The sequence below is a fragment of the Candidatus Blochmannia ocreatus genome (assembly GCF_023585745.1).
GTDB lineage: Bacteria > Pseudomonadota > Gammaproteobacteria > Enterobacterales > Enterobacteriaceae > Blochmanniella > Blochmanniella ocreatus.
Map to the genome: position 1 here is coordinate 288,222 of NZ_CP097762.1, position 23,260 is coordinate 311,481.

At 27.8% G+C, this 23,260-nt stretch carries 17 protein-coding genes; 13 read left to right on the forward strand and 4 right to left on the reverse strand.

Going from position 1 to position 23,260, the window contains the following annotated elements:
* The first annotated feature begins 19 nt into the window (after positions 1–19).
* From M9405_RS01290 to tilS, 11 genes are all read left to right on the forward strand, one after another.
* Positions 20–892 carry a phosphatidate cytidylyltransferase gene (locus M9405_RS01290; RefSeq protein WP_250223473.1) on the forward strand — a complete coding sequence of 291 codons (873 nt, stop codon included), beginning with the start codon at positions 20–22 and terminating at the stop codon, positions 890–892.
* A 31-nt stretch (positions 893–923) separates the two neighbouring features.
* The gene (gene rseP, locus M9405_RS01295; RefSeq protein WP_250223474.1) at positions 924–2,330 is read left to right on the forward strand and encodes an RIP metalloprotease RseP; all 1,407 of its coding nucleotides are present in this window, start codon (positions 924–926) and stop codon (positions 2,328–2,330) included.
* 35 nt (positions 2,331–2,365) lie between these two features.
* Positions 2,366–4,798 (forward strand): outer membrane protein assembly factor BamA, encoded by a 2,433-nt coding sequence (gene bamA, locus M9405_RS01300; protein WP_250223475.1) that lies wholly within the window; start codon positions 2,366–2,368, stop codon positions 4,796–4,798.
* Positions 4,799–4,871: 73 nt separating this feature from the next.
* A complete protein-coding gene (locus tag M9405_RS01305; RefSeq protein ID WP_250223476.1) occupies positions 4,872–5,372 on the forward strand; it encodes an OmpH family outer membrane protein in 501 nt (166 codons plus the stop codon).
* Positions 5,373–6,446 carry a UDP-3-O-(3-hydroxymyristoyl)glucosamine N-acyltransferase gene (gene lpxD / locus M9405_RS01310; protein ID WP_250223548.1) on the forward strand — a complete coding sequence of 358 codons (1,074 nt, stop codon included), beginning with the start codon at positions 5,373–5,375 and terminating at the stop codon, positions 6,444–6,446.
* A 50-nt stretch (positions 6,447–6,496) separates the two neighbouring features.
* Positions 6,497–6,952: a 3-hydroxyacyl-ACP dehydratase FabZ gene (gene fabZ, locus M9405_RS01315; RefSeq protein ID WP_423775046.1), complete on the forward strand. Its 456-nt coding sequence runs from the start codon at positions 6,497–6,499 to the stop codon at positions 6,950–6,952.
* Between the two features lie 4 nt (positions 6,953–6,956).
* Positions 6,957–7,748 (forward strand): acyl-ACP--UDP-N-acetylglucosamine O-acyltransferase, encoded by a 792-nt coding sequence (lpxA, locus tag M9405_RS01320; protein ID WP_250223477.1) that lies wholly within the window; start codon positions 6,957–6,959, stop codon positions 7,746–7,748.
* A complete protein-coding gene (gene lpxB, locus M9405_RS01325) occupies positions 7,749–8,906 on the forward strand; it encodes a lipid-A-disaccharide synthase (RefSeq protein ID WP_250223478.1) in 1,158 nt (385 codons plus the stop codon).
* A gap of 670 nt (positions 8,907–9,576) precedes the next feature.
* A complete protein-coding gene (gene dnaE, locus M9405_RS01330) occupies positions 9,577–13,083 on the forward strand; it encodes a DNA polymerase III subunit alpha (RefSeq protein WP_250223479.1) in 3,507 nt (1,168 codons plus the stop codon).
* A gap of 11 nt (positions 13,084–13,094) precedes the next feature.
* Complete coding sequence (gene accA / locus M9405_RS01335; RefSeq protein WP_250223480.1) at positions 13,095–14,054, forward strand: acetyl-CoA carboxylase carboxyl transferase subunit alpha; 960 nt, start codon at positions 13,095–13,097, stop codon at positions 14,052–14,054.
* A gap of 116 nt (positions 14,055–14,170) precedes the next feature.
* The gene (gene tilS / locus M9405_RS01340; RefSeq protein WP_250223481.1) at positions 14,171–15,730 is read left to right on the forward strand and encodes a tRNA lysidine(34) synthetase TilS; all 1,560 of its coding nucleotides are present in this window, start codon (positions 14,171–14,173) and stop codon (positions 15,728–15,730) included.
* Between the two features lie 154 nt (positions 15,731–15,884).
* Here tilS and M9405_RS01345 read toward each other — a convergent pair whose 3' ends face one another.
* The 4 genes from M9405_RS01345 to aroQ form a co-directional block, all read right to left on the reverse strand.
* Positions 15,885–17,642: a proline--tRNA ligase gene (locus M9405_RS01345; RefSeq protein ID WP_250223482.1), complete on the reverse strand. Its 1,758-nt coding sequence runs from the start codon at positions 17,640–17,642 to the stop codon at positions 15,885–15,887.
* A gap of 769 nt (positions 17,643–18,411) precedes the next feature.
* Positions 18,412–19,761 carry an acetyl-CoA carboxylase biotin carboxylase subunit gene (gene accC, locus M9405_RS01350; protein ID WP_250223483.1) on the reverse strand — a complete coding sequence of 450 codons (1,350 nt, stop codon included), beginning with the start codon at positions 19,759–19,761 and terminating at the stop codon, positions 18,412–18,414.
* 15 nt (positions 19,762–19,776) lie between these two features.
* Positions 19,777–20,232, reverse strand: coding sequence for an acetyl-CoA carboxylase biotin carboxyl carrier protein (accB, locus tag M9405_RS01355; protein ID WP_250223484.1), 456 nt, complete (start codon positions 20,230–20,232; stop codon positions 19,777–19,779).
* A 22-nt stretch (positions 20,233–20,254) separates the two neighbouring features.
* Positions 20,255–20,713: a type II 3-dehydroquinate dehydratase gene (aroQ, locus tag M9405_RS01360; RefSeq protein ID WP_250223485.1), complete on the reverse strand. Its 459-nt coding sequence runs from the start codon at positions 20,711–20,713 to the stop codon at positions 20,255–20,257.
* Between the two features lie 556 nt (positions 20,714–21,269).
* Here aroQ and M9405_RS01365 point away from each other — a divergent pair.
* Both M9405_RS01365 and mreC read left to right on the forward strand, forming a co-directional pair.
* On the forward strand, positions 21,270–22,313 hold the full coding sequence (locus M9405_RS01365; RefSeq protein ID WP_250223486.1) for a rod shape-determining protein: 1,044 nt from the start codon (positions 21,270–21,272) through the stop codon (positions 22,311–22,313).
* Between the two features lie 126 nt (positions 22,314–22,439).
* Complete coding sequence (mreC, locus tag M9405_RS01370; RefSeq protein ID WP_250223487.1) at positions 22,440–23,255, forward strand: rod shape-determining protein MreC; 816 nt, start codon at positions 22,440–22,442, stop codon at positions 23,253–23,255.
* Positions 23,256–23,260: the final 5 nt, after the last annotated feature.

A 23,260-nucleotide genomic window follows, 5' to 3' on the forward strand; every position in this document is an offset into this window, starting at 1 on the left:
AATATAAGAATATAAATATGTGTTAAAACACCGAATTATTAGTACATGTATATTAATACCTGTTATTATATTAACATTAATAACATTATCTACAACACAATTTTCGATTTGTGCAGCTGCTGTTTGTTTAATAAACGCATGGGAATGGGGCAAAATAATGCGTTTTTCCTCAATGAATCAAATAATATGGATCAGTACCATATTTTTTTTGTTAAGTCTCATCATTACAATAGTAGTGACACAAAATATTTTTTCTATAAAACATTGGAAAATTATTTGGTATTTTATCGGAAATATAACTATAATCTGGTGGATATTATCATTTATATTAATAATATATTATCCATACTCTACTTTTTTTTGGAAAAAATCTATTTTTTTACGTTACTGTTTTGGAATATTAATAATTTTACCATTCTTTTTGGGAATATTAACATTACATCAACTTCATTATATTAACAAAAATTTCATTAACACATGGTGGTTACTATACATACTAATATTAGTATGGGTTAACGACTCTAGCGCCTATATTATAGGTCGTACTTTAGGGCAACATAAACTATTACCTTCCATATCTCCTGAAAAAACTTGGGAAGGATGTATTGGTGGAATCCTTATATCTATAGGAACTTCATGGTTATTAATTAAATATATTATAACACATAATACTGTTTTTATGATGTCTCCTCACATCATATTTATTTATTCTATAATTTCCATCATTACTTCCGTAATAGGAGATTTAAACGAAAGCATGTTTAAACGAACATCAGGAATCAAAGATAGCGGTAATATAATCCCTGGACATGGAGGACTACTAGATCGTACCGATAGTGTAACCGCTGCAATACCCATATTCACCTATCTAATATTATTAGATTTGTCTTAACATTATTAAGAATAGAGAACTTATAAAAATTATGTTATCACATTTTTTTTGGAATTTAATCACATTTATTTTAACACTAAGCATATTAATCACTATTCATGAATATGGACATTTTTTAGCAGCACGTTTCTTGAACGTAAAAATAGAAAAATTTTCTATAGGATTTGGTCCAGTGTTATGGAGTTGGAAAGACCAAAAAAAAGATACAGAATACGCAATTTCTGCTATTCTTTTTGGCGGATATATAAAATTATTTGACGCGCCAAAATCAATTAATAAACAATATACTCAAAAATATAATAATACATTTAATTCAAAAAAAACTTGGGAAAAAATTATTATTATAGTTGCTGGACCTATTATGAATTTCCTATTATCAATTATATTATATATAATAATTTTTATTATAGGAACACCAACACACAAACCAATTATACAATCTATTATCCCTGATTCTATCGCAGATCAATCTGGCTTATTATCTAATTTAGAAATCCAATCTATTAATAATGTTCATACACATAATTGGGATGCAATACGATTAGAGATACTAAATAATATTGGAAAAAAAAATATTGTTATTTCCACAATAGAAATATGTCAAAATAATACAAATATAAAAACTTATACTTTAAATATACCTGATAACTGGTTTAATAAATCTATTAATTATATTAACGACCCCGTAATTTCTTTAGGTATTGTACCTATTGATACATATATAATACCAACTATATTTAAAATCCGCCCAAACTCTGCTGCTCAACAATCAGGCCTAAAAATAGGAGATAAAATTATTAAAATTAATGAACAAACAATAACTAATTGGGAATCAGTTATTAAAATAATAAAAAATAACCTTACAAACAACTTAAACATTACTATTGCACGTGAAAATAAAACAATAAATCTAAATTTAAATCTACAATCTAATAAAATACATTGCATTCACCCAAATACAATAGAAGAAATCATTGGATTTATACCAAAAGTTATTTCTAAACCAACAAAAAATTTTTTATTAAAAAATAAATATGGATATTTTGATGCAATATTACATTCTTGTAAAAAAGTTTGGAAATTAATATATTTTACAATCAATACACTATTTCAAGCAATTCTCGGAAATATTAATATCATACAGCTTATAGGAGGACCAATTTCAATAGCACAAAAAGCCGGAGAAACAGCAAAATATGGATTTATCTATTACTTAATGTTTCTATCTGTAATTAGTATTAATTTAGGCATTATAAATCTACTGCCATTTCCATCATTAGATGGAGGACACCTGTTTTTTCTCATAATAGAAAAAATTATCGGAAAACTAATACCTAAAAAAATAAAGCATTTTATCCATATTATAGGATATATAATACTAATGTCCGTAATAAGTATAGCATTGTTTAATGACATAAATAAATTATGGCAATGCTAATCAATACATTTTAACTAAATAAAAATAATAATGCGATGAAAAAGATACTTATAGCATTCTTATTAATCATTAGTAACGCAGGATACAGCGCTGATATTATTGTAAAAAAAATTCTTTTTAATGGATTAAAGAGAATTTCTCCAGATACAATATTATGTAATTTACCCATAAAAATAGGACTTCACATTAATGAAGAAAATATTTCGGATAGTATCAAGACATTATTTGCTACAGGATATTTTGAAGAAATTACTATTTCTAAAGAAATAGAAGATGATGGCGTTCTTTTAATCCAAGTAAAAGAACGACCTATAATTAATAATATTAATATCAATGGGAATAAATTAATTAAAAATGATGTAATAAAAAACATACTGAATTCAAAAAAAATAAAAATAGGAGAACCATTTAATGAACATTCCATTTTTGAAGTAAAACAAGAATTAGAAAAATTTTATCACCACTTTGGAAAATTTTTATCAGTAATTAAAATAGAAAATAAACCTATCTCCAATAATCGTGTTGATTTGTATATCATATTAACTGAAGGTAAAACCGCTACAGTAAAACAAATCAATATTTTTGGAAATCATGTATTCAATAAAAAACAATTATTATCACAATTTACATTATATAAACAGACAAAATGGTGGCATTTTCCATATAAAAAACAATATAAAAAACAGAAATTTTTTCAAGATTTAGATGAGCTACGTAATTTTTATTTAAATCGAGGTTATGCTAAATTCCATATAGATGAAATACAAATTGATTTAACACCGGATAAAAAAAATGTTTGTCTTTCGATATATATTACTGAAGGCACAACACATACCCTTGATTCTATAGTACTCAAGGGTAATATAACAAATTTATTTCCAAACATTAAACAACATATAAACATTGCACCAAACGAACTTTATAGTAATAATAAAATTAAAGAAATAGAATACAATATACGACATATACTAAACACGCATGGTTACGTTAAACCAAATGTTTCAATAAAATCTGATATTAGCAAAAATAAAACAGTAAAATTATATATATATGTTGATACAGGTTATCCTTTTTATGTACGAGAAATTAAACTTGCGGGAAACTACTTCACTAAAGATGAAGTTATCCGCAGAGAAATACATCAAAATGAACAAACACTACTAAATTACATACACACTATTCAAGATCAAAATAGACTGAAAAAATTACGTTATCTCAAAACTGTAAATGCATATATTACCCCGGTACCAAACACACTAAACCAAATTGATATCGTTTATGAAATTGATGAACATAATACTGGAAATATAAATTTAAGCCTTGGAATTGGAACAGAAAGCGGATTAAATGCCCAATTTGGAATGTACCAAAATAATATATTAGGATCAGGCAATACCATATCTATTAATGGGACTAAGAATTATTATCAAACTTACGCAGAAATATCTGCTTTAAAGCCATATTATGGCATTAACAATATTAATATAGGAGGAAAAATATTTTACTATGATTTAAACCGAAACAATACAAATTGGTCAGATTATAATTTAAAAAATTATGGTATTAATATCAACTATGCATATCCAATCACTGAATATAATAAATTTAATATAGGACTAAATTATATATATAATTATCTAAATAAAATATCCCCACAAATAGTAGTATGGCGTTACCTAAAATCTACAGGTATTCATTTTAAAACCTCATCAAATTATAATGATATATACCCCGAAAAAACCATTAATTTCCTTGCAAATGATATTCTGCTGCTATCAGGATGGACGTATGATAACTTAAATCATGCATATTTTCCTACCTCCGGATCAGAAATTACTATATCGAATATCTTAACATTACCCAAATCAGACAATAAATATTATAAGATTATAATTAACAACCATAACTATATACCTTTAGACCAACATCAAAATTGGATACTTAAAAAATCTATATACGCCGGATATGCTGGTAGTATAAATAAAAAAGAAAGCCCTTTCTACGATAACTTCTATGCTGGTGGTATTGAAACAATTAGAGGATTTAAACTAAACAGTATTGGACCAAAAGCCGCATATTATCGCTGTAATAACTCAAATGATGATTATAATCAATGCTCAATAAAAAATTCTCAAGATACGATAGGAGGTAATGCGATAGCCCTTATACAAACTGAACTGATAGTTCCATTAAAATTTTTAAACAAACAATACTCCGATCTAGCACGAATTTCATTATTTTTAGATGCAGGTACAGTATGGGATACTCTCTGGAAAAATACAGAAGCTACAAAATCTGCAGGCATTGAAGATTATAGCAACGCAAAAAATATTCGTATATCTGGAGGAATATCATTAAAATGGATATCTCCTATTGGACCTGTAATTTTTTCTTATTCAAAATTAATAAAAAAACACTCGGGAGATATAGAAGAACCTTTTCAATTTAGTATTGGAAAAATATGGTAAATATATATGCTATATATATATAATATATAATTAAATAATCAGTTTAATATCATTAAAAGTTAAGGAGTCTACAGTGAATAAGTGGATATATATGTTAAGCGCTATTGTTTGGATCACACAAGTGTTGCCTGCTAATGCTGCAAATAAAATTGCAATAGTAAATGTCTCTAGTGTTTTTCAAAACTCTTCACAACGCGCTAAAGTTATTAAACAACTCGAGCACGAATTTAAAGAGCGCGCTAACGATCTAGAAAATATGGAAAATGAATTACAACTACAAATGCAAACATTGCAACGTGATGGAAACACTATGAAAACAGAAGAACGCAATAAACTAGAAAAATCTCTTATAAGTCAACGTGAAATTTTTACTAATAAAGCTAAAGAATTCCAGAAAGATAATCACTCACGTCAAACAGAAGAAAGAGATAAAATACTTAACACTATCCATAATTTAGTAACAAATATTGCTAAACAAGAAAATTACGATATAGTTATCGATTCTAACGCAGTCGTATATAACAATAGTTATATAGCAGATATCACAAATTCTGTAATGAAAAAAATTGGATAAATTATCATGATACGACTAGATGATTTAGCACAAAAACTAAATGCTCAATTATATGGGGATAAAGATATTATTATTACTGGTATTGCCTCCATAAATAATGCGCAAGCAGGGCATATAACGTTTTTAAAAGATCAACGCCTTTTAAATCAACTAGATTCCTGTCGTGCATCAGCAATAATATTATCTAAAAATAATTTAATTTTCTGTAAAATTTCAGCATTAGTAGTAAAAAATCCTTATCTTGCTTATATAAAAACAGCTCAACTAATAGAATCTAATCCTATATTTAACAATCATATCGCATCTGAAGCAAGTATTGCGTCAGATGCGATATTAGGAAAACGAGTAGGAATCGGCGCCTATGTAACTATAGAATCCGGAGTTATCATAGAAGATGATGTAATTATTGGTCCTAATAGCTTCATCGGAAGACATACAAAAATAAGCGCTGGAACACATATATGGGCTAATGTTAGCATACATCACGCAGTAGAAATTGGTAAATTCTGTCGTATACAATCTGGAACAATTATTGGATCTGATGGTTTCGGATATATAAAAAATCATGGAACATGGATAAAAGTTCCACATTTAGGAAAAGTAAAAATTGGAAACAACGTAGAAATAGGTGCATGTACTACTATTGATCGCGGCACACTAGATAATACTAACATTGAAAATGGAGTAATTATTGATAATCAATGCCAAATAGCACATAATGTTAAAATTGGCGAACATACAGCAATAGCAGGTGGAGTCATTATGGGCGGTAGTTTAACTATCGGAAAAAATTGTATGATAGGTGGAGCTAGCGTAATAAATGGACATATAAATATCTGTGATAACGTTACAATTACCGGAATGAGCATGGTAATGAGATCTATAACAAAACCAGGTATATATTCATCAGGTATTCCTGTGCAACCTAACACGACATGGTGGAAGACTGCTGCTTTAATTATACGTATACATAAAATAAATAAACGTATAAAAACTATAGAACAACACATTAAAAAACTATTTTTTCTATTACAAAGCAATAAAAATAATTTTTTATTCATCCTGTTAGGATAAAACAGGATTCATGTTGTAAATACAACTTTTATCTTACACAGGAATACATTTTGATTACCAATGATTGTATTTTACATATTGAAGAAGTTTTAGAACTGTTACCACATAGATTCCCATTTTTATTAATTGATCGTGTATTAAAATTTGAAAAAGGAAAATTTTTAAGAGCAATAAAAAACGTATCTTTTAATGAACCATTTTTTCAAGGTCATTTTCCGGGGAAACCTATCTTTCCAGGAGTGTTAATCTTAGAAGCTATGGCTCAGGCTACCGGTATCTTAGCTTTTAAAAGTACAGGGAAATTAGCTCCAGGAGAATTATATTATTTTGCAGCTATAGACGCAGCACGATTTAAACGTCCAGTGCAACCAGGAGATCAAATGATCCTTGATGTTGAATTTATCAAGGAAAGACGCGGAGTCGCACGTTTTAAAGGTATTGCTACAGTAAATAAAAAAATGGCCTGTGAAGCATCAATGATGTGTGCTCGCAGAAAGGAAATCTAAATAAATGGTTAATAATTCCTCTACTATAATACACCCTAGTTCCATAATAGAAAACGGCGCCATTATCCATGATAATGTACATATTGGACCATTTTGTTTTATCGGCGCACAAGTCGAAATAGGAGCGCGCACTTTACTAAAATCCCATATTGTAATTAATGGAATTACTTATATAGGAGAAGACAACAAAATTTATCAGTTCGCCTCACTTGGAGAAATAAATCAAGATTTAAAGTACGCTAAAGAACCAACCCGTATAGAAATTGGTCACTATAATCAAATTAGAGAAAACGTTACTATCCATCGCGGCACAATACAGGGAAAACAAGTTACTAAAATAGGTAACAATAATTTATTTATGATAAACGTACATATCGCGCATGATTGTGTAATAGGGGATCATTGTGTATTAGCTAATAATGTTACCTTAGGAGGGCACGTACGAATAGACAGTCACACTATTATCGGGGGAATGACTGCAATTCATCAATTTTGCCTCATAGGAGCGCATGTTATGATCGGCGGATGCTCTGGAGTGACACAAGATATTCCTCCATTTATAATAGCACAAGGCAATCACGCTACTCCTTTTGGATTAAATATTGAAGGATTAAAAAGAAGAGGTTTTAATAGAGCTACTATACACGCTATTCGAGATGCTTATAAAATTTTATATCGTAGTAATAAAACGATTGAAGGAGCAAAAATAGCTTTAAAAAGGCTCGCTGTGGAACACCCTATCATTAATGAATTTATAGAGTTTCTCAAAAGATCTCAAAGAGGAATTATTCGTTAAATGATTGTTCATAGTAAACATCGACCAATCATGATAGGAATGGTAGCGGGTGAAATGTCCGGAGATTTTTTAGGAGCAGGATTAATTAAAGAATTAAAAAAACACCTAAAAAACGTATATTTCTTTGGAATAGGCGGCGCTAAAATGCAATCTGAGAATATGCAATCTTGGTATAATATAGAAGAACTATCTATAATAGGCATTATTGAAATTTTAACTAAAATACCCAAAATACTATATATCCGAAAAAATATAATTAGAAAATTTATACAACTAAAAATTGATATTTTCATCGGCATTGATTCTCCAGACTTTAATATTACTTTAGAAAAAAAATTAAAAGCTCATGGAATTCATACCGTCCATTATGTTAGCCCATCAATATGGGCTTGGAGGAAAAATCGTATTTTTAAGTTAAAAAAAGCAATCGATAAAATTCTAGTACTCCTACCGTTTGAAAAAAAAATATATGATCAATACAAAATACCATGTCATTTTGTTGGACACTCTCTTGCAGATCATATACCATTAATCCCTGATAAAATTACAGCACGTCAAAAACTTGGTATTCCTATAAATGCACGTTGCTTAGTATTATTACCCGGCAGTAGAATTACAGAAATAAAAATGTTAACTCCCGATTTTTTAACATGCGCCAAATTATTAAAATATCATTACCCTGATCTAAAAATTTTAGTGCCATTAAATACTCAAAAATCCATTAAAAAATTTATTGATATTTCGGAAAACTCTATTAAATGTCGTGTACTATATACTCAAAAAACATGGGAAATCATAATGGCAGCTGATGTTGCTCTAGTAGCATCTGGAACAGCCACCCTAGAATGTATGTTGGTTAAATGTCCTATGGTCGTAGCGTATCGCATTAATCCATTAACATTTATGTTAATTAAATACTTAATAAAGGTTCCATGGATATCACTTCCTAATCTATTAGCAAATTGTGAATTGGTAAAAGAATTTATCCAACACGATTGTAAGCCAAAAAAATTAACCGAAACATTAATAGATTTATTAAATAATAATAATACACCACAACAAGTGATATTAAAAAATAAATTTACTCAAATACATTATTATATAAAATGTAATGCAAATAAATTAGCTGCTAAAACTATTTTAGAATTAATTAAATAAGTCTAAAATACTTTATTAAAAATATAAACTATTATCTAATAAAGAAAATTGAATTTGATTAAATCACTATAAATAATTTCAGTAATAAACAAAATAAAATCTGAAGATTTATCTAAAATGCGTAATAACTACACAATAATATTAAACCCAAGAACTAATTTTGCATTATAGTTAGTTCACACATTAGATAAACATACAAAATTAAATTAAATAATATAAAAATATTTACTCTCTTAGAGAGATAAAATCCTAATATCAATAAAAATTGATAAATTAAACACTTCATAAATAAAATTGATTTTTGTACGCAACAAATTATATATAATGTAACTATAAAACTAAATCTAGTTCTAATTAATAGATATTGTATTAATACTGAATATAACTAACTTATATTAAGGTTAGATACACTTATTCACGAAAAAAACAAAATAATTTTACTATATTAAAATTATATAAGATATAAATATAATTATATTATATATACAATATATAAAATATAGACTTTTCACAAAAAAAATATTTTCTAATTATTTTGAATTCAAAAAAATAAATACTACAATAGAACTAATGATTGTTGAATAACAATTTTCATAAGAAATATATAATTAACATAAAAATATACTATATTTAGACAATTAAGCATAATTTCTATTCAAATTATTAACAAATGAAAAATACACGTTTTATCCATCTGCATACACATAGCGATTACTCTTTGATCGATGGAGTGTCTACAATTAAAAAATTAATAAATAAAGTTGCATCTCTAAACATGCCCGCATTAGCTCTCACCGACTTTAATAATTTATTCGGATGCATTAAATTTTACGATCTTGCACACACATTCGGAATTAAACCTATCATAGGTGCAGATTTTTTAATAAAAGATAATGATTACAATAACATTGTACTCAATGAGTTAACCTGTTTAACTACTAATAAACAAGGTTTTTATCATTTAATTGCACTTATTTCAAAATCTTACAAAAATAGACGTAACAATATTACGCCTACAATTCAACGAAATTGGCTTACAACGTATAACGCAGGACTAATTATATTATCCGGTGGATGCAGAGGCGATATTGGGCAAGCTTTATTAAAAAAGGAAAAATTAAAAATAGAACAATACGTAAATTTTTATAAAAAATACTTTCCAAATAGATTCTATTTGGAATTAATACGTACTCATAGAAAACATGAAGAGACGTATTTACAAGAAGCAATAGAATTATCAATTAATAAAAATTTACCAGTTGTCGCTACTAATGATATACGATTTGTTGAAAAAGAAGATTTTTTAGCACATGAGATCCGAGTAGCTATTCATAATGGAATAACTCTAAATAATTCTCAACACTCTTCTAAATACAGTAACCAACAATTTATGAAGAGCGAGAAAGAAATGTGTGAATTATTCTCTGATATTCCAGAATCTTTAGAAAACAGTGTAGAAATTGCCTATAAATGTAACGTTACTTTAAAATTAAAAGGATCTTTTTTACCTAAATTTCCTAATAATGATAATCAATCTACTACAGATTTACTCATTGCGCAAGCAAAAAAAGGATTAGAAACTCGACTAATTTGCCTGTTTCCAAATTCTACGGAACGTCATGCGAAAAGAAAACCTTATGATTTAAGATTAAAACATGAACTAAAAGTAATTAATGATATGGGATTGCCTGGATATTTTTTAATCGTTATGGAATTTATAATATGGGCTAAAAATCACGCTATACCAGTAGGTCCAGGTAGAGGGTCTGGAGCAAGTTCATTGGTAGCTTATGCTTTAAGAATCACAGAACTTGATCCATTAAAATTTGATTTACTATTTGAACGTTTTCTAAATCCAGAACGTATATCTATGCCTGATCTAGACATTGATTTTTGCATGGAACACCGAGATTTAGTGATTGAACATGTTATTAACACTTATGGAGCTGAATCTGTATCTCAAATCATTACATTCGGGACTATGGCTGCCAAAGCGGTAATCCGAGACGTAGGACGTGTGTTAGGTCATTCATATGCATTTGTCAATAATATTGCTAAATTAATCCCATTAGAATTCGGAATAACATTAAAAAAAGCTTTTTCTATAGAACCCCAACTAATATCACTTTATAATAATAATGAAGATGTAAAAAATTTAATTGATATTGCTTCTCAATTAGAGGGTATTGTAAGAAATATAAGTAAACATGCTGGAGGACTAGTAATAGCTCCTACAAAAATCACTGATTTTTCCCCTTTATACTATGATAAAGATAGTAATCATTCAATGACTCAATTTGATAAAAATGACATAGAGCGCATTGGTTTAATAAAATTTGATTTTCTCGGGCTACGTACTTTAACGATTATTAATAATACATTAAAAATAATTAACAACAACGTACATATACATCAAAAAAAAACTGCTCTTGATATATATACAATACCACTAAACGATCAAAAAAGTTTTTCTATGTTACAATCCGCCGAAACTACTGCAGTATTTCAATTAGAATCACGCGGAATAAAAGAACTTATTAAACGTTTAAAACCTGATTGTTTTGAAGATTTAATAGCATTAATTGCATTATATCGACCTGGACCATTACAATCCGGTATGGTAGACAATTTTATCAATAGAAAACACGGTCACGAAAAAATTTATTACCCGGATTACCAATGGGAACACAAAATCCTACGACCAGTATTAGAATCTACTTATGGGATTATATTATATCAAGAACAAGTTATGCAGATAGCGCAAGTACTAGCAAATTACACACTTGGTCATGCAGATATACTAAGACGAGCTATTGGTAAAAAAAAACCTGCAGATATGGAAAAACAACGCGCTATTTTCAGAGCTGGGGCTATAAAAAATGGTATAAATAGCACATTAGCAATGAAAATTTTTAATTTGGTCGAAAAATTTGCTGGATACGGTTTCAACAAGTCTCATTCTGCTGCATATGCATTACTTTCATATCAAACATTATGGCTGAAAACACATTATCCCGCCGAATTCATGGCAGCAGTATTAAGTGCTGATATGGATAACTTAAATAAAATAGCGCACTTAATAAGTGAATGTAAAAAAATGAAACTGACCGTTTTACCCCCAAATATCAATACTAGTCAATATCAATTTCATGTTAATAAAAACAAAGAAATTGTGTACGGATTCGGAGCTATCAAAGGTTTAGGCAATACTTCTATAGACACTATAATAACATCTCGTAACCAAGACGGAAATTTTACAGGATTATCTAATTTATGTGAACGTATTAATAATAAAAAAATAAATCATCGTATTTTTGAAAAACTAATTTTTTCTGGAGCTTGTGATACTTTCAAAATACATCGGTCTACCTTAGTAAATTCTCTACATAATACACTAAAATATGCTAATCAGCATAATTGGGAAATAAAAAATAAACAATCCAACATATTTGAAAAAAATATAAAAAATATCGATCTAACAAATATTAAACATTACACTCAAACGACATCAATCTATTCCAATCAAATACTTCTAAAAAAAGAAAAAGAAATGCTTGGATTATATTTAACCCATCACCCTACCGTACAATATAAAAAAATGATAAAACCTTTTTTACCAAATATCATTGATATTTCCAATATTAAATATATACAACCAAATAAAGAAATATATATTTTTGGGCTATTAACATCAATTAAAACAAAATTAAATAATAAAAAAAAACATATTATATTTGGTGTAATAGAAGATCACTCTGAAAAAACAGAAATAATAATATTTGAAAAAATACTTGATAAATATCAGCATTGTTTAAAAGAAAACAATTTTCTACTTGTTAAAGGAATCACTAAAACACATAAAATATATAATAATTGTGCAATAATTGCGCAAAAATTACAAGATATCGATGATATTTATAAAAAACATGCAACTAGTTTATCTATTATACTACAAGAAAAAAATACTAACATTCAATTATTAAATAATATTCGATTTTTTTTAGAAAAAAATCGATTTGGAACATTACCAATATATTTTCTCTATCAAAAAAATAATATACAAATAAGATTATGTTGCGGAACACAATGGTATATTACTCTTAATAATCAATTATTAATTAACTTATGCAATCTTATTGGGGACAAACACGTTAAATTAGAATTTAATAATTGTTGAGACTAGACTATATGAATGTAAATTTTCTTGATTTTGAAAAACCTATTTTAGATTTAGAAGAAAAAATTAATTCTTTAACCGTAATAGCACAATCAGATAAAAAAATTGATAAAAACATCAATGAAGAAATTCATTATCTCTATGTAAAAAAAAATAATCTTATACAAAAGATTTTTTCCAATTTAAACGCCTGGCAAATTTCTCAATTAGCTCGACATCCAAACCGTCCCTATACATTGGATTATATTAAATATATATTTAATGATTTTGATGAATTATCTGGAGATAGAATATACGCGGATGATAAAGCTATTGTAGGAGGAATAGCAAGATTAGATGCTCGTCCAATAATGATTATTGGACATCAAAAGGGTCGAAATACTCCAGAAAAAATCAAAAGAAATTTTGGTATGCCTGCTCCAGAAGGCTATAGAAAAGCATTACGCCTAATGAAAATGGCAGCAAGATTTAAAATGCCTATAATTACTTTTATTGATACTCCTGGTGCTTATCCTGGAATTGATGCAGAAAAACGTGGACAATCTGCAGCAATTGCTAAAAATTTACGCACAATGTCAATATTAAAAATACCGATTATTTGTACTGTTATTGGAGAAGGTGGTTCCGGAGGAGCATTAGCTATTAGCGTAGGAGATAAAATTAATATGTTAGAATATAGTACATACTCCGTAATTTCTCCGGAAGGATGTGCCTCTATTCTATGGAGAAACGTGAAAAAAGCCCCCATAGCGGCTGAAGCCATGGGCATTACTTCATATCGACTAAAAAAACTAAAACTCATTGATAATATAATTCCTGAACCATTGGGTGGCGCACATAGAAATATGTTATCTACATCTATTGCATTAAAAACTCAATTACTGCTAGATTTAAAGGAATTAGATTCTTTAAAAGAAAATGAATTATTAAAACGCAGATATAATAGATTAATGAATTATGGATATTGTTGATATTTATCATAAATAAATACATTAATATTTAAAATTATATAACAACACAGTTTTAAATATTAAATTATTAATTTTTTGATGAAATTAATATATAAAAATAATCTGTATTATACCATATGATTATTACAAATATACCTGAAAAAAATCGCGATCTATATCATAGAGTAGCACAATCTATATCTGGATACAACAAAATTCTACTATCCTATAGTGGAGGGCTAGATTCTACAGTACTATTGGATATTTTAACAACATTAAGAGACCATTTCAATAATTTAGTGTCGTATCCATTCTCTATAAGAGCAATACACATACAACATAATATTAGCAAATACGCCAATGACTGGGCAATACACTGCTTTAAACAATGTAATGTTAGAAATGTCCCACTTTCTGTAGTACATATAAAATATCCAACTACTGACAATAAAAAAAGTAATATAGAATGTTTGGCGCGTAATATCCGATATAACATATTATTTAATCATTTAAATTCTGGAGAAATTCTTCTTACTGCACACCATTTAGATGATCAAACAGAAAGTTTTTTCCTCGCATTAAAAAGAGGAAGCGGACCATTAGGATTATCTGGTATAAAACAAACTATTTTAACAAATAAAAATAAATGTAAATTATTACGACCATTATTAGATTTTTCTCGAAAAGAACTAAAAATATATGCTAATAACAAAAAACTTACTTGGATTGAAGATGATAGTAATTTCAATACCAAATTTGATCGTAATTTTTTGCGAATAAAGATCCTACCATTACTATATAATCGTTGGCCACACTTTAATAAAGTCGTTACACGTTCTGCAAAATTATGTGAAGATCAGGAAAATTTATTAAAAGAACTATTATCAAATACTTTAAAAACAGTAATTAATTCTAAAGACTATTATTCTTTATCATTTAAACCATTATTTCAATATAGCGCATTAAAAAGACGCGCTATAATACGTCTGTGGTTATCTATGCTAGATATAAAGATGCCTTCTTATCAATTAACAAACCGTATTTGGAACGAAGTAGTGTTAAGCAAACAAGATGCGCAACCAAGCTTACAATTAAGTAATTGTATTTGTCGTCGATTTAAAGAAAAACTATATATTTTACCTATAAATATGAAATATTCTTTTAAAACTACGAAACTAGATTGGAATAAAATACATAATACAATATTACTCCCAACTAACTTAGGGTTATTATTACGCTACCCATTAAATATAACACTTCATACACAAAAAAAATTACCATGTCTTAACTCAAGTATCATAAAAAAACTACAACCAAATATTCTTTGTAATTACATTAAAAATTTTAATAAAATATTAACAGTATGCACTGTAAGACCTCCTAGTGCCCATGAACAAGTATCGATATTATTTGGTCACACAAACAATACAATATATATTGTCAACAAACGACATGGAAAATATTTAAAAAAAATTTGGCAAGAATTTAATATACCACCATGGCTAAGAAGTCGTATCCCTTTGCTATTTTATAACAATACTTTAATTAGTGCTATAGGAGTATTTATCACAAAACACGGAAGATATTATAATACTAATAATAAAAAAAACAATACACTATCATGGCAGATATCTTGGGTGCAAGATACATCTACATACAAAATATTTAAACAAAGCATAAAAATTCAATTAGAATAATTTTAAATTAAAGATATAAAAATAAATATCCAAATTATCATACATTATTTATTTTAATACTAAATGAATAGTAACATCATGTATTCTGTAATACAATTATTTATTAAAAAATAAATAATTGTATTACTTTTTTAAAAAGATAAAAATTTTTACCTTATAAATAAAAAATTTCTTTATTTAAAAAATCCACTAACATATTTAATTTAACTTTTCTTACATTTTTACTTTTACGATCCCTATATTCTACTTCTCCTTTAGTTAAACCTTTATCACTAATAACAAGCATGTGTGGTATTCCAATTAACTCCATATCAGTAAATATAGTTCCTAGATATTCTTGACGATCATCTATTAATATATCCATTCCTATTATAGGCATCTGCAAAAGTTTTTCATATACGCTCTCTGCTACTTTTTTGACCTCAACAGAACTATGCATATTAATTGGTATAATCACTAATTTAAATGGAGCTATTATCGTCGGCCATAAAATACCATTTTTATCATAATTTTGTTCAATTAAAACAGCAACAATACGAGTAATTCCTATTCCATAACAACCCATTTCTATTGAAATATTATTTTTGCTACTTTTTTTCACTGTATCATAAATAAAATTTGAATATTTTTGACCTAACTGAAATATATGACCGATTTCTGTGCAATTTTGCATTATAGGCATACTTTTTCCACCATTATGAAAATTAACATCAGATTCTTCACATAAATCTTTTATTATTGGTAATAATATATCTTTATTCCAATTCATATTAAAAAAATACTTACCACTTACATCAGAACCAGCAATAAAATTATCCAAAACAGCTGCATTATAATCTATAATTAAAGGAACAGACAAATTTATAGGACCTAAAAAATTAGGTTGCGCTCCAGTTAACTTATATATTTCTTCTACATTAACATATGATAATAATACATAACCATACCTTTCTAAGATCATCTTAATTTTTTTGTCACTAATTTTAGAATTAGCGCGTATCACTATACCTAAAAAAGAATTAGGGCTTTTCACGTATCTAGTACTAATTTGTAGTAATACAGTTTTTACAATACTATTAACAGATAAATTAAATTTACTAATTAATTCTTCCAGAGAACTAATTGATGAATCTTCTACTAACCGAATCGTCTCATTAATAAATATTTCTTTAAATGGTATCGATGTAAATTTAATGCAAGAAGATAATTTAAGATTACTAAAATTATTATTAAATTCTATAGGCAGCGCAATAGTGTCTTCCCCAGTTTCAGAATATGCTTGAAACTCATGCGATAACATTCCTCCAATCTTACCCGGATTAGCCTGAACAACACAAAATTTTAATCCAATACGATTAAAAATATTAATATATGCTTCATGCATTTCATTATATGTCTTTTGAAGAGATTCTTTATTAATATGAAAAGAATATCCATCTTTCATAAGAAACTCTCTTGCTCTTATTACACCAGATCTTGGTCGTGCTTCATCCCGATATTTAGTATGAATTTGATATACAATTAACGGAAACCTATTATGTGATATAATGTCTTTAGAAAAAACTTTAGATACCAATTCTTCATGAGTCGGACCTAATACAAATCCTTTATTATTACGATTCCTAAAATATAATAATTCTTTACCATATTTTATTAAACGTCCGCTCTTTTCCCATAAATCTGCTGGCTGAACAATAGGCATTAATATTTCCAATGCACCTATTTTACACATTTCTTCTCTAATAATATTTTCTATTTTTTTTAAAACACGTAAACCGGTAGGTAACCAAACATAAAGCCCAGATGATATACACCGAACTAAACCTGCTCGCAACATTAATTTATGACTAATAACCGAACAACTCTTAGGGCTATCTCTAAGAGTAGCTAATAAATATTTGCTAGTACGCATTATCTCTTGCTTTTTTAAATAAAAGATAAAAATGTCTTTTTCTTATAAGAACATATTTAATATTTAAAAATAAGTATTTGTTATGTTAACAACATTTTAAAAAAATAAGATTTTATCTATATCAAATTAACTATAATAATGACTATGCAGAATTTTCTCAAAAAAACTATAAATTTACAGAAATACTAACTAAAAATATTTAATCTTTAAATTAAACAGTTAATATTTTTCAAAATTTCATATTTATACTGAATAAAACTCGTAAAACTGTCTTAAATATAATATAAATAATATTTTTTATGCAACACATCCCAATAAAATCAATCTATATATGCTAACACAGCATATATTACATGATATAATTTAAAATAAAATTTTAATAGAATTATATAATGTAATGAAACTTCTAAAATCTATCTATAATAGAATGTTATACGTTATATAACATCTAAATCAAATATCTAAACTAGAGTCCATATATTAATGTATCTAATTACACTAATTAATAAAAACTAAAATTAAATGAACCATTGTACTACTAATATTTCTGACAAAACTACAAAATATAACCAATACTTTAAAAAAGTAAAACAAAAATTTTTAATTCCATTGAAATCACTAGCCAATTTTACATAAAAACATAATATACTAATTTAATTATAATTGCACTTATACAGCATATAAAATACCACAAACACATCACATTACGTTTAAATATATAAAACATTTCATGTATCACTATTTTATCAAAAATATATTATTTTAAAATTTAAATATTAAATCTACTCTGTAAATAATTAACATTAATACCATCACCTTTCTGGAATAAAGCGTCAGTCAAAATCTTTTTTTGTAATTCAATATTCGTATTTATTCCATCAATTATTAATTCTGATAATGCATTTTTCATACGTGCTATAGCTATATCGCGTGTTTCTCCAAAACAAATTAATTTTCCTATCATAGAGTCATAACACGATGGGACTTCATATCCAGAATAAATATGAGACTCCCAACGCACTCCAAATCCTCCTGGAGCATGAAATCTAGTAATACGTCCAGAACTAGGAAGACAATTCCAAGAATCTTCAGCATTTATTCTGCATTCTATAGAATGACCTGTAGACTTAACCATATTTTGCTTGATATTTAGTGTACACCCAGAAGCAATTCGCAATTGTGCTTTAACTAAATCTATTCCAGTAATCATCTCTGTAATTGTATGTTCTACTTGAATTCGAGTATTCATTTCAATGAAAAAAAAATTATCATTTTCATATAAAAATTCAAAAGTTCCTACACCACGATAACCAATATCATAACACGCTCTTACACAACTTTCTCCAATGCGTTTTTTAATATCAGGATTAATATTTATAGCAGGAGTTTCCTCTATTAATTTTTGATGTCTTCTTTGTATGGAACAATCACGCTCTGTCAAATAAATTACGTTTCCTTTTCCATCAGATATAACTTGTATTTCTATATGCCTCGGATTTTCTAAATATCTTTCAACATAAATTTCATCATTATTAAACATAGCTTTTGATTCCGAACGCACTATCTGCATGGCATATGGTAAATCTGATACTTTTTTAACAACACGCATGCCTCTACCACCGCCGCCGTGAGCAGATTTTACAATTACTGGATAACAAACTTCATGTAAATTTTTATGTGAAAAATTATTATTTGAACATTTGTCAAATTCATAATACCAACCCGGCACAGAAACAATTCCAGATTTTTTCATAGCAGTAATAGCAGATATTTTATTACCCATAATACGAATAGTTTCTGAACAGGGTCCAATAAAAATAAAACCAGAACGTTCAACTTGTTCAGCAAAATCAGCATTTTCTGATAAAAAACCATAACCAGGGTGAATACCAGATGCTCCGGTAATTTCTGCAGCCGTAATAATAGCAGGAATATTCAAATAACTACGTTCTGATTCTGATGGTCCTATACAAATAGTCTCATCAGATAATAATACATGTTTTAAATACCGATCTGCAATAGAATAAACAGCTACCGTTTTTATATTTAATTCTCTGCACGCACGCAATATACGCAATGCTATTTCACCTCGATTTGCAATTATAATTTTATCTAACATTCTAATTCTATTCCTTCACTCAATAACAAATAATGGTTCATTAAATTCAACTGGTTGCCCATTTTTAAGAAAAATGGATTTTATTGTTCCTGATTTATCTGATTGAATTTGATTCATCACTTTCATAGCTTCAATAATGCACAAAATATCTCCCACTTTTACCATTTGACCTACTGACACGAATGGACTAGCCTGCTTGTTAGGGGCCGCATAAAAAATACCCACCATTGGTGAACGTACAATATAACCATTTGTCAATTTAGAATGTTTATAGTTCTTTGTATCTATATTAGTAGAATCACATACCGCAATATCCGATTCTGATTGTACAGATGCATAATTTAATGCAGATGACATATCGCGCGTCAAACGATCAACACGTATCGCTTTATTGCCCTCAACAATTTCTAATTTAGAAATATTAGATTCTTCAATTAATTTAATTATTTTTTTTATTTTACGAATATCCATAACATCAGCCTATATTTATCTATTATTTATTAATTTTTTGCAACAAATGCGATCGAGCCATATGTATAGCACAATAATATCCATGTGCTCCAAATCCACAAATTATTCCAAGCGCAATATCAGATAAATATGAACACTGCCGGAACTGTTCCCTAGCATATATATTGGAAAGATGTATTTCTACAAAAGGTATATTCACTGCTAAAAACGCATCTCGTAACGCTATACTAGTATGAGTAAATGATGCAGGATTAATTATAATAAAATCTGTATTGTCAATACTTTGATGTATACGATCAACTAATTCATGTTCTGCATTAGATTGAAAATGATCCATATACATACCTAAAGATTTAGCAATATCATATAACTCCATAACAATATCAGATAAACTTCGGCATCCATAAATTTTTGGTTCACGTATACCTAATAAATTCAAGTTAGGTCCATTTATTAACAAAATACGAAACATGTTTACCATAACTTATCCTTATACTAGTTCGTAATATAAGTATTATTTTATCATAATTAATATATACAACTATAATAAATTTATTATATAATGTTTTATGTTTTATTTAATATAAAGACACGAATATACTGTTTTTAACTAGCATCTATCTTTTTATAAAAAAGATAATTTTCACAACCAAAATATTACTATGAGCTGTAGAAAATGATACACAATTTCTATTATTATCATATAATAACATTTAATATGACTCTATAATAACACTGGAGTAATAGTGTATATAATAGTTAATATGTTTAATACAAAAGTCACATATCTGACACTTTATTTAACTAGAATTAACTATAATATAGTAACCCATACTATATGGGAATATAACATGAATCAATATAATGATTCTACAAATTATTCACTTACATAAATATATATAATATATAAACTTAAATGACTTACCAACTAAGTTATTTGAAAATTTTAAAAAATTATTTAATGAATATATGTATAATCTAATATTTTTAGAAATAAAATTAATTATATATATTAAACAATACTGTTTTAATTTTTTATGTTTAAAAAATTTCGAGGCATATTTTCTAGTGATTTATCTATTGATCTTGGTACTGCTAATACCCTTATATATTTAAAAGGACAGGGCATAGTATTAAATGAACCATCTGTTGTAGCAATTAGACAAGATCGTGGAGGTATGCCAAAAAGTGTGGCAGCAGTAGGTCATGCTGCAAAACAAATGTTAGGACGCACTCCTGGAAATATCGCTGCTATTCGTCCAATGAAAGATGGAGTAATAGCTGATTTTTTCGTTACTGAAAAAATGTTACAACATTTTATTAAACAAGTGCATAGTAACAGTTTTATGAAACCTAGTCCTAGAGTATTAGTATGTGTGCCAGTAGGCGCGACACAAGTGGAACGAAGAGCTATACGTGAATCGGCACAAGGAGCTGGAGCTCGTGAGGTCTTCTTAATAGAAGAACCAATGGCGGCAGCCATCGGAGCTGGATTACCAGTATCAGAAGCTACTGGTTCTATGGTAGTAGATATAGGAGGCGGCACTACTGAAGTAGCAGTAATTTCATTAAATGGTGTAGTATATTCCTCATCCGTTAGGATAGGAGGAGACAGATTTGATGAATCCATTATCAGTTATATCAGAAAGCATTATGGCTCTTTAATAGGAGAAGTAACTTCAGAACGAATAAAACACACAATAGGTTCTGCTTATGCAGATGATGAACTACGTGAAATGAAAGTACGTGGCAGAAATTTAGCAGAAGGAATACCAAAAAGCTTCACACTAAATAACAAAGAAATTTTAGAAGCATTACAAGAACCATTAACTGGAATAGTAAGTTCAGTAATGGTTGCATTAGAACAATGTCCGCCAGAATTAGCATCAGATATTTCTGAATATGGAATGGTACTAACTGGAGGAGGAGCATTATTAAAAAATATCGATCGTCTTATAACCACAGAGACTAGCATACCTGTAGTAGTTGCAGAAGACCCTCTGACTTGTGTTGCACGAGGCGGAGGTAAAGCTCTTGATATGATTGACTTATATGGAAGAGATTTATTTAGCGAAGAATAAATTTTTCTGTTTTATAAAGATCAATTATCATTTAAAATAACTACAAGATAAACTTGTATATAATATTATATTGCACATGTAATTTTAATTACATTAAAAGAAATAACACAAATCAGGCACTTTTATATGTATAATACTATACACAATAAGTTTCCTCATTTAGAATTACGTCTCTTATTAGCAGTAATAATATCTGGTCTAATTATCGTAACAGATAAAAAATTAAATATACTACTACCGTTAAAAAATTATATAGAAGACTCTATGTATTTATTATATTGTCTATGCGACAAACCTCGATACATATTAAATTTTACTTTAAAAAGACTATCGGAATATAATAATCTAATTATAGAAAATAATATGTTACGTCAAGAATTATTACTAAAAAAAAGCGAATTATTACTAATAGAGCAGTATAAAAAAGACAATTTCAAATTATATGAATTAATAAATACTCCATTAATTTTAAATAAAAAAAAAATAATCACCAGAGTATTATTTATAAATACAGATCCATATAACAATACAATTCTGATAAATCATGGAAAAATTAACGATATTTACATCGGACAACCCGTACTTACTGATAAAGGAATAGTAGGACAAGTAATCTCAACTAATAAACATACCAGTCGTATTTTATTAATTTGTGACCCAAAACATGCTTTATCTGTTCAAATACAACGTAATGATATACGGATTATTTTAGCAGGCTTTGGATATAATGCAGATTTACAAGCAGAACATCTAGGAAAAATTGATGTATCTATAGGAGACATATTAGTAACATCTGGACTAGATGGAAGATTTCCAGAAGGATACCCAGTAGCAATCGTATCAAATATAGTGAAAAATGCAAAAAAAGATCTTACTATAATCCAAGCTCATCCTACGGTAAAATTACAATATTTACGCTATGTAATACTTATCTGGATATAACATAA

Bases quoted from the DNA above. Each gene is read 5' to 3' on its own strand.
- lpxA (WP_250223477.1), top strand. From the start codon at position 6,957: ATGGTTAATAATTCCTCTACTATAATACACCCTAGTTCCATAATAGAA.
- tilS (WP_250223481.1), top strand. From the start codon at position 14,171: ATGATTATTACAAATATACCTGAAAAAAATCGCGATCTATATCATAGA.
- dnaE (WP_250223479.1), top strand. From the start codon at position 9,577: ATGAAAAATACACGTTTTATCCATCTGCATACACATAGCGATTACTCT.
- accC (WP_250223483.1), bottom strand. From the start codon at position 19,761: ATGTTAGATAAAATTATAATTGCAAATCGAGGTGAAATAGCATTGCGT.
- aroQ (WP_250223485.1), bottom strand. From the start codon at position 20,713: ATGGTAAACATGTTTCGTATTTTGTTAATAAATGGACCTAACTTGAAT.
- rseP (WP_250223474.1), top strand. From the start codon at position 924: ATGTTATCACATTTTTTTTGGAATTTAATCACATTTATTTTAACACTA.
- mreC (WP_250223487.1), top strand. From the start codon at position 22,440: ATGTATAATACTATACACAATAAGTTTCCTCATTTAGAATTACGTCTC.
- accA (WP_250223480.1), top strand. From the start codon at position 13,095: ATGAATGTAAATTTTCTTGATTTTGAAAAACCTATTTTAGATTTAGAA.
- lpxB (WP_250223478.1), top strand. From the start codon at position 7,749: ATGATTGTTCATAGTAAACATCGACCAATCATGATAGGAATGGTAGCG.
- bamA (WP_250223475.1), top strand. From the start codon at position 2,366: ATGAAAAAGATACTTATAGCATTCTTATTAATCATTAGTAACGCAGGA.
- M9405_RS01365 (WP_250223486.1), top strand. From the start codon at position 21,270: ATGTTTAAAAAATTTCGAGGCATATTTTCTAGTGATTTATCTATTGAT.
- accB (WP_250223484.1), bottom strand. From the start codon at position 20,232: ATGGATATTCGTAAAATAAAAAAAATAATTAAATTAATTGAAGAATCT.
- M9405_RS01345 (WP_250223482.1), bottom strand. From the start codon at position 17,642: ATGCGTACTAGCAAATATTTATTAGCTACTCTTAGAGATAGCCCTAAG.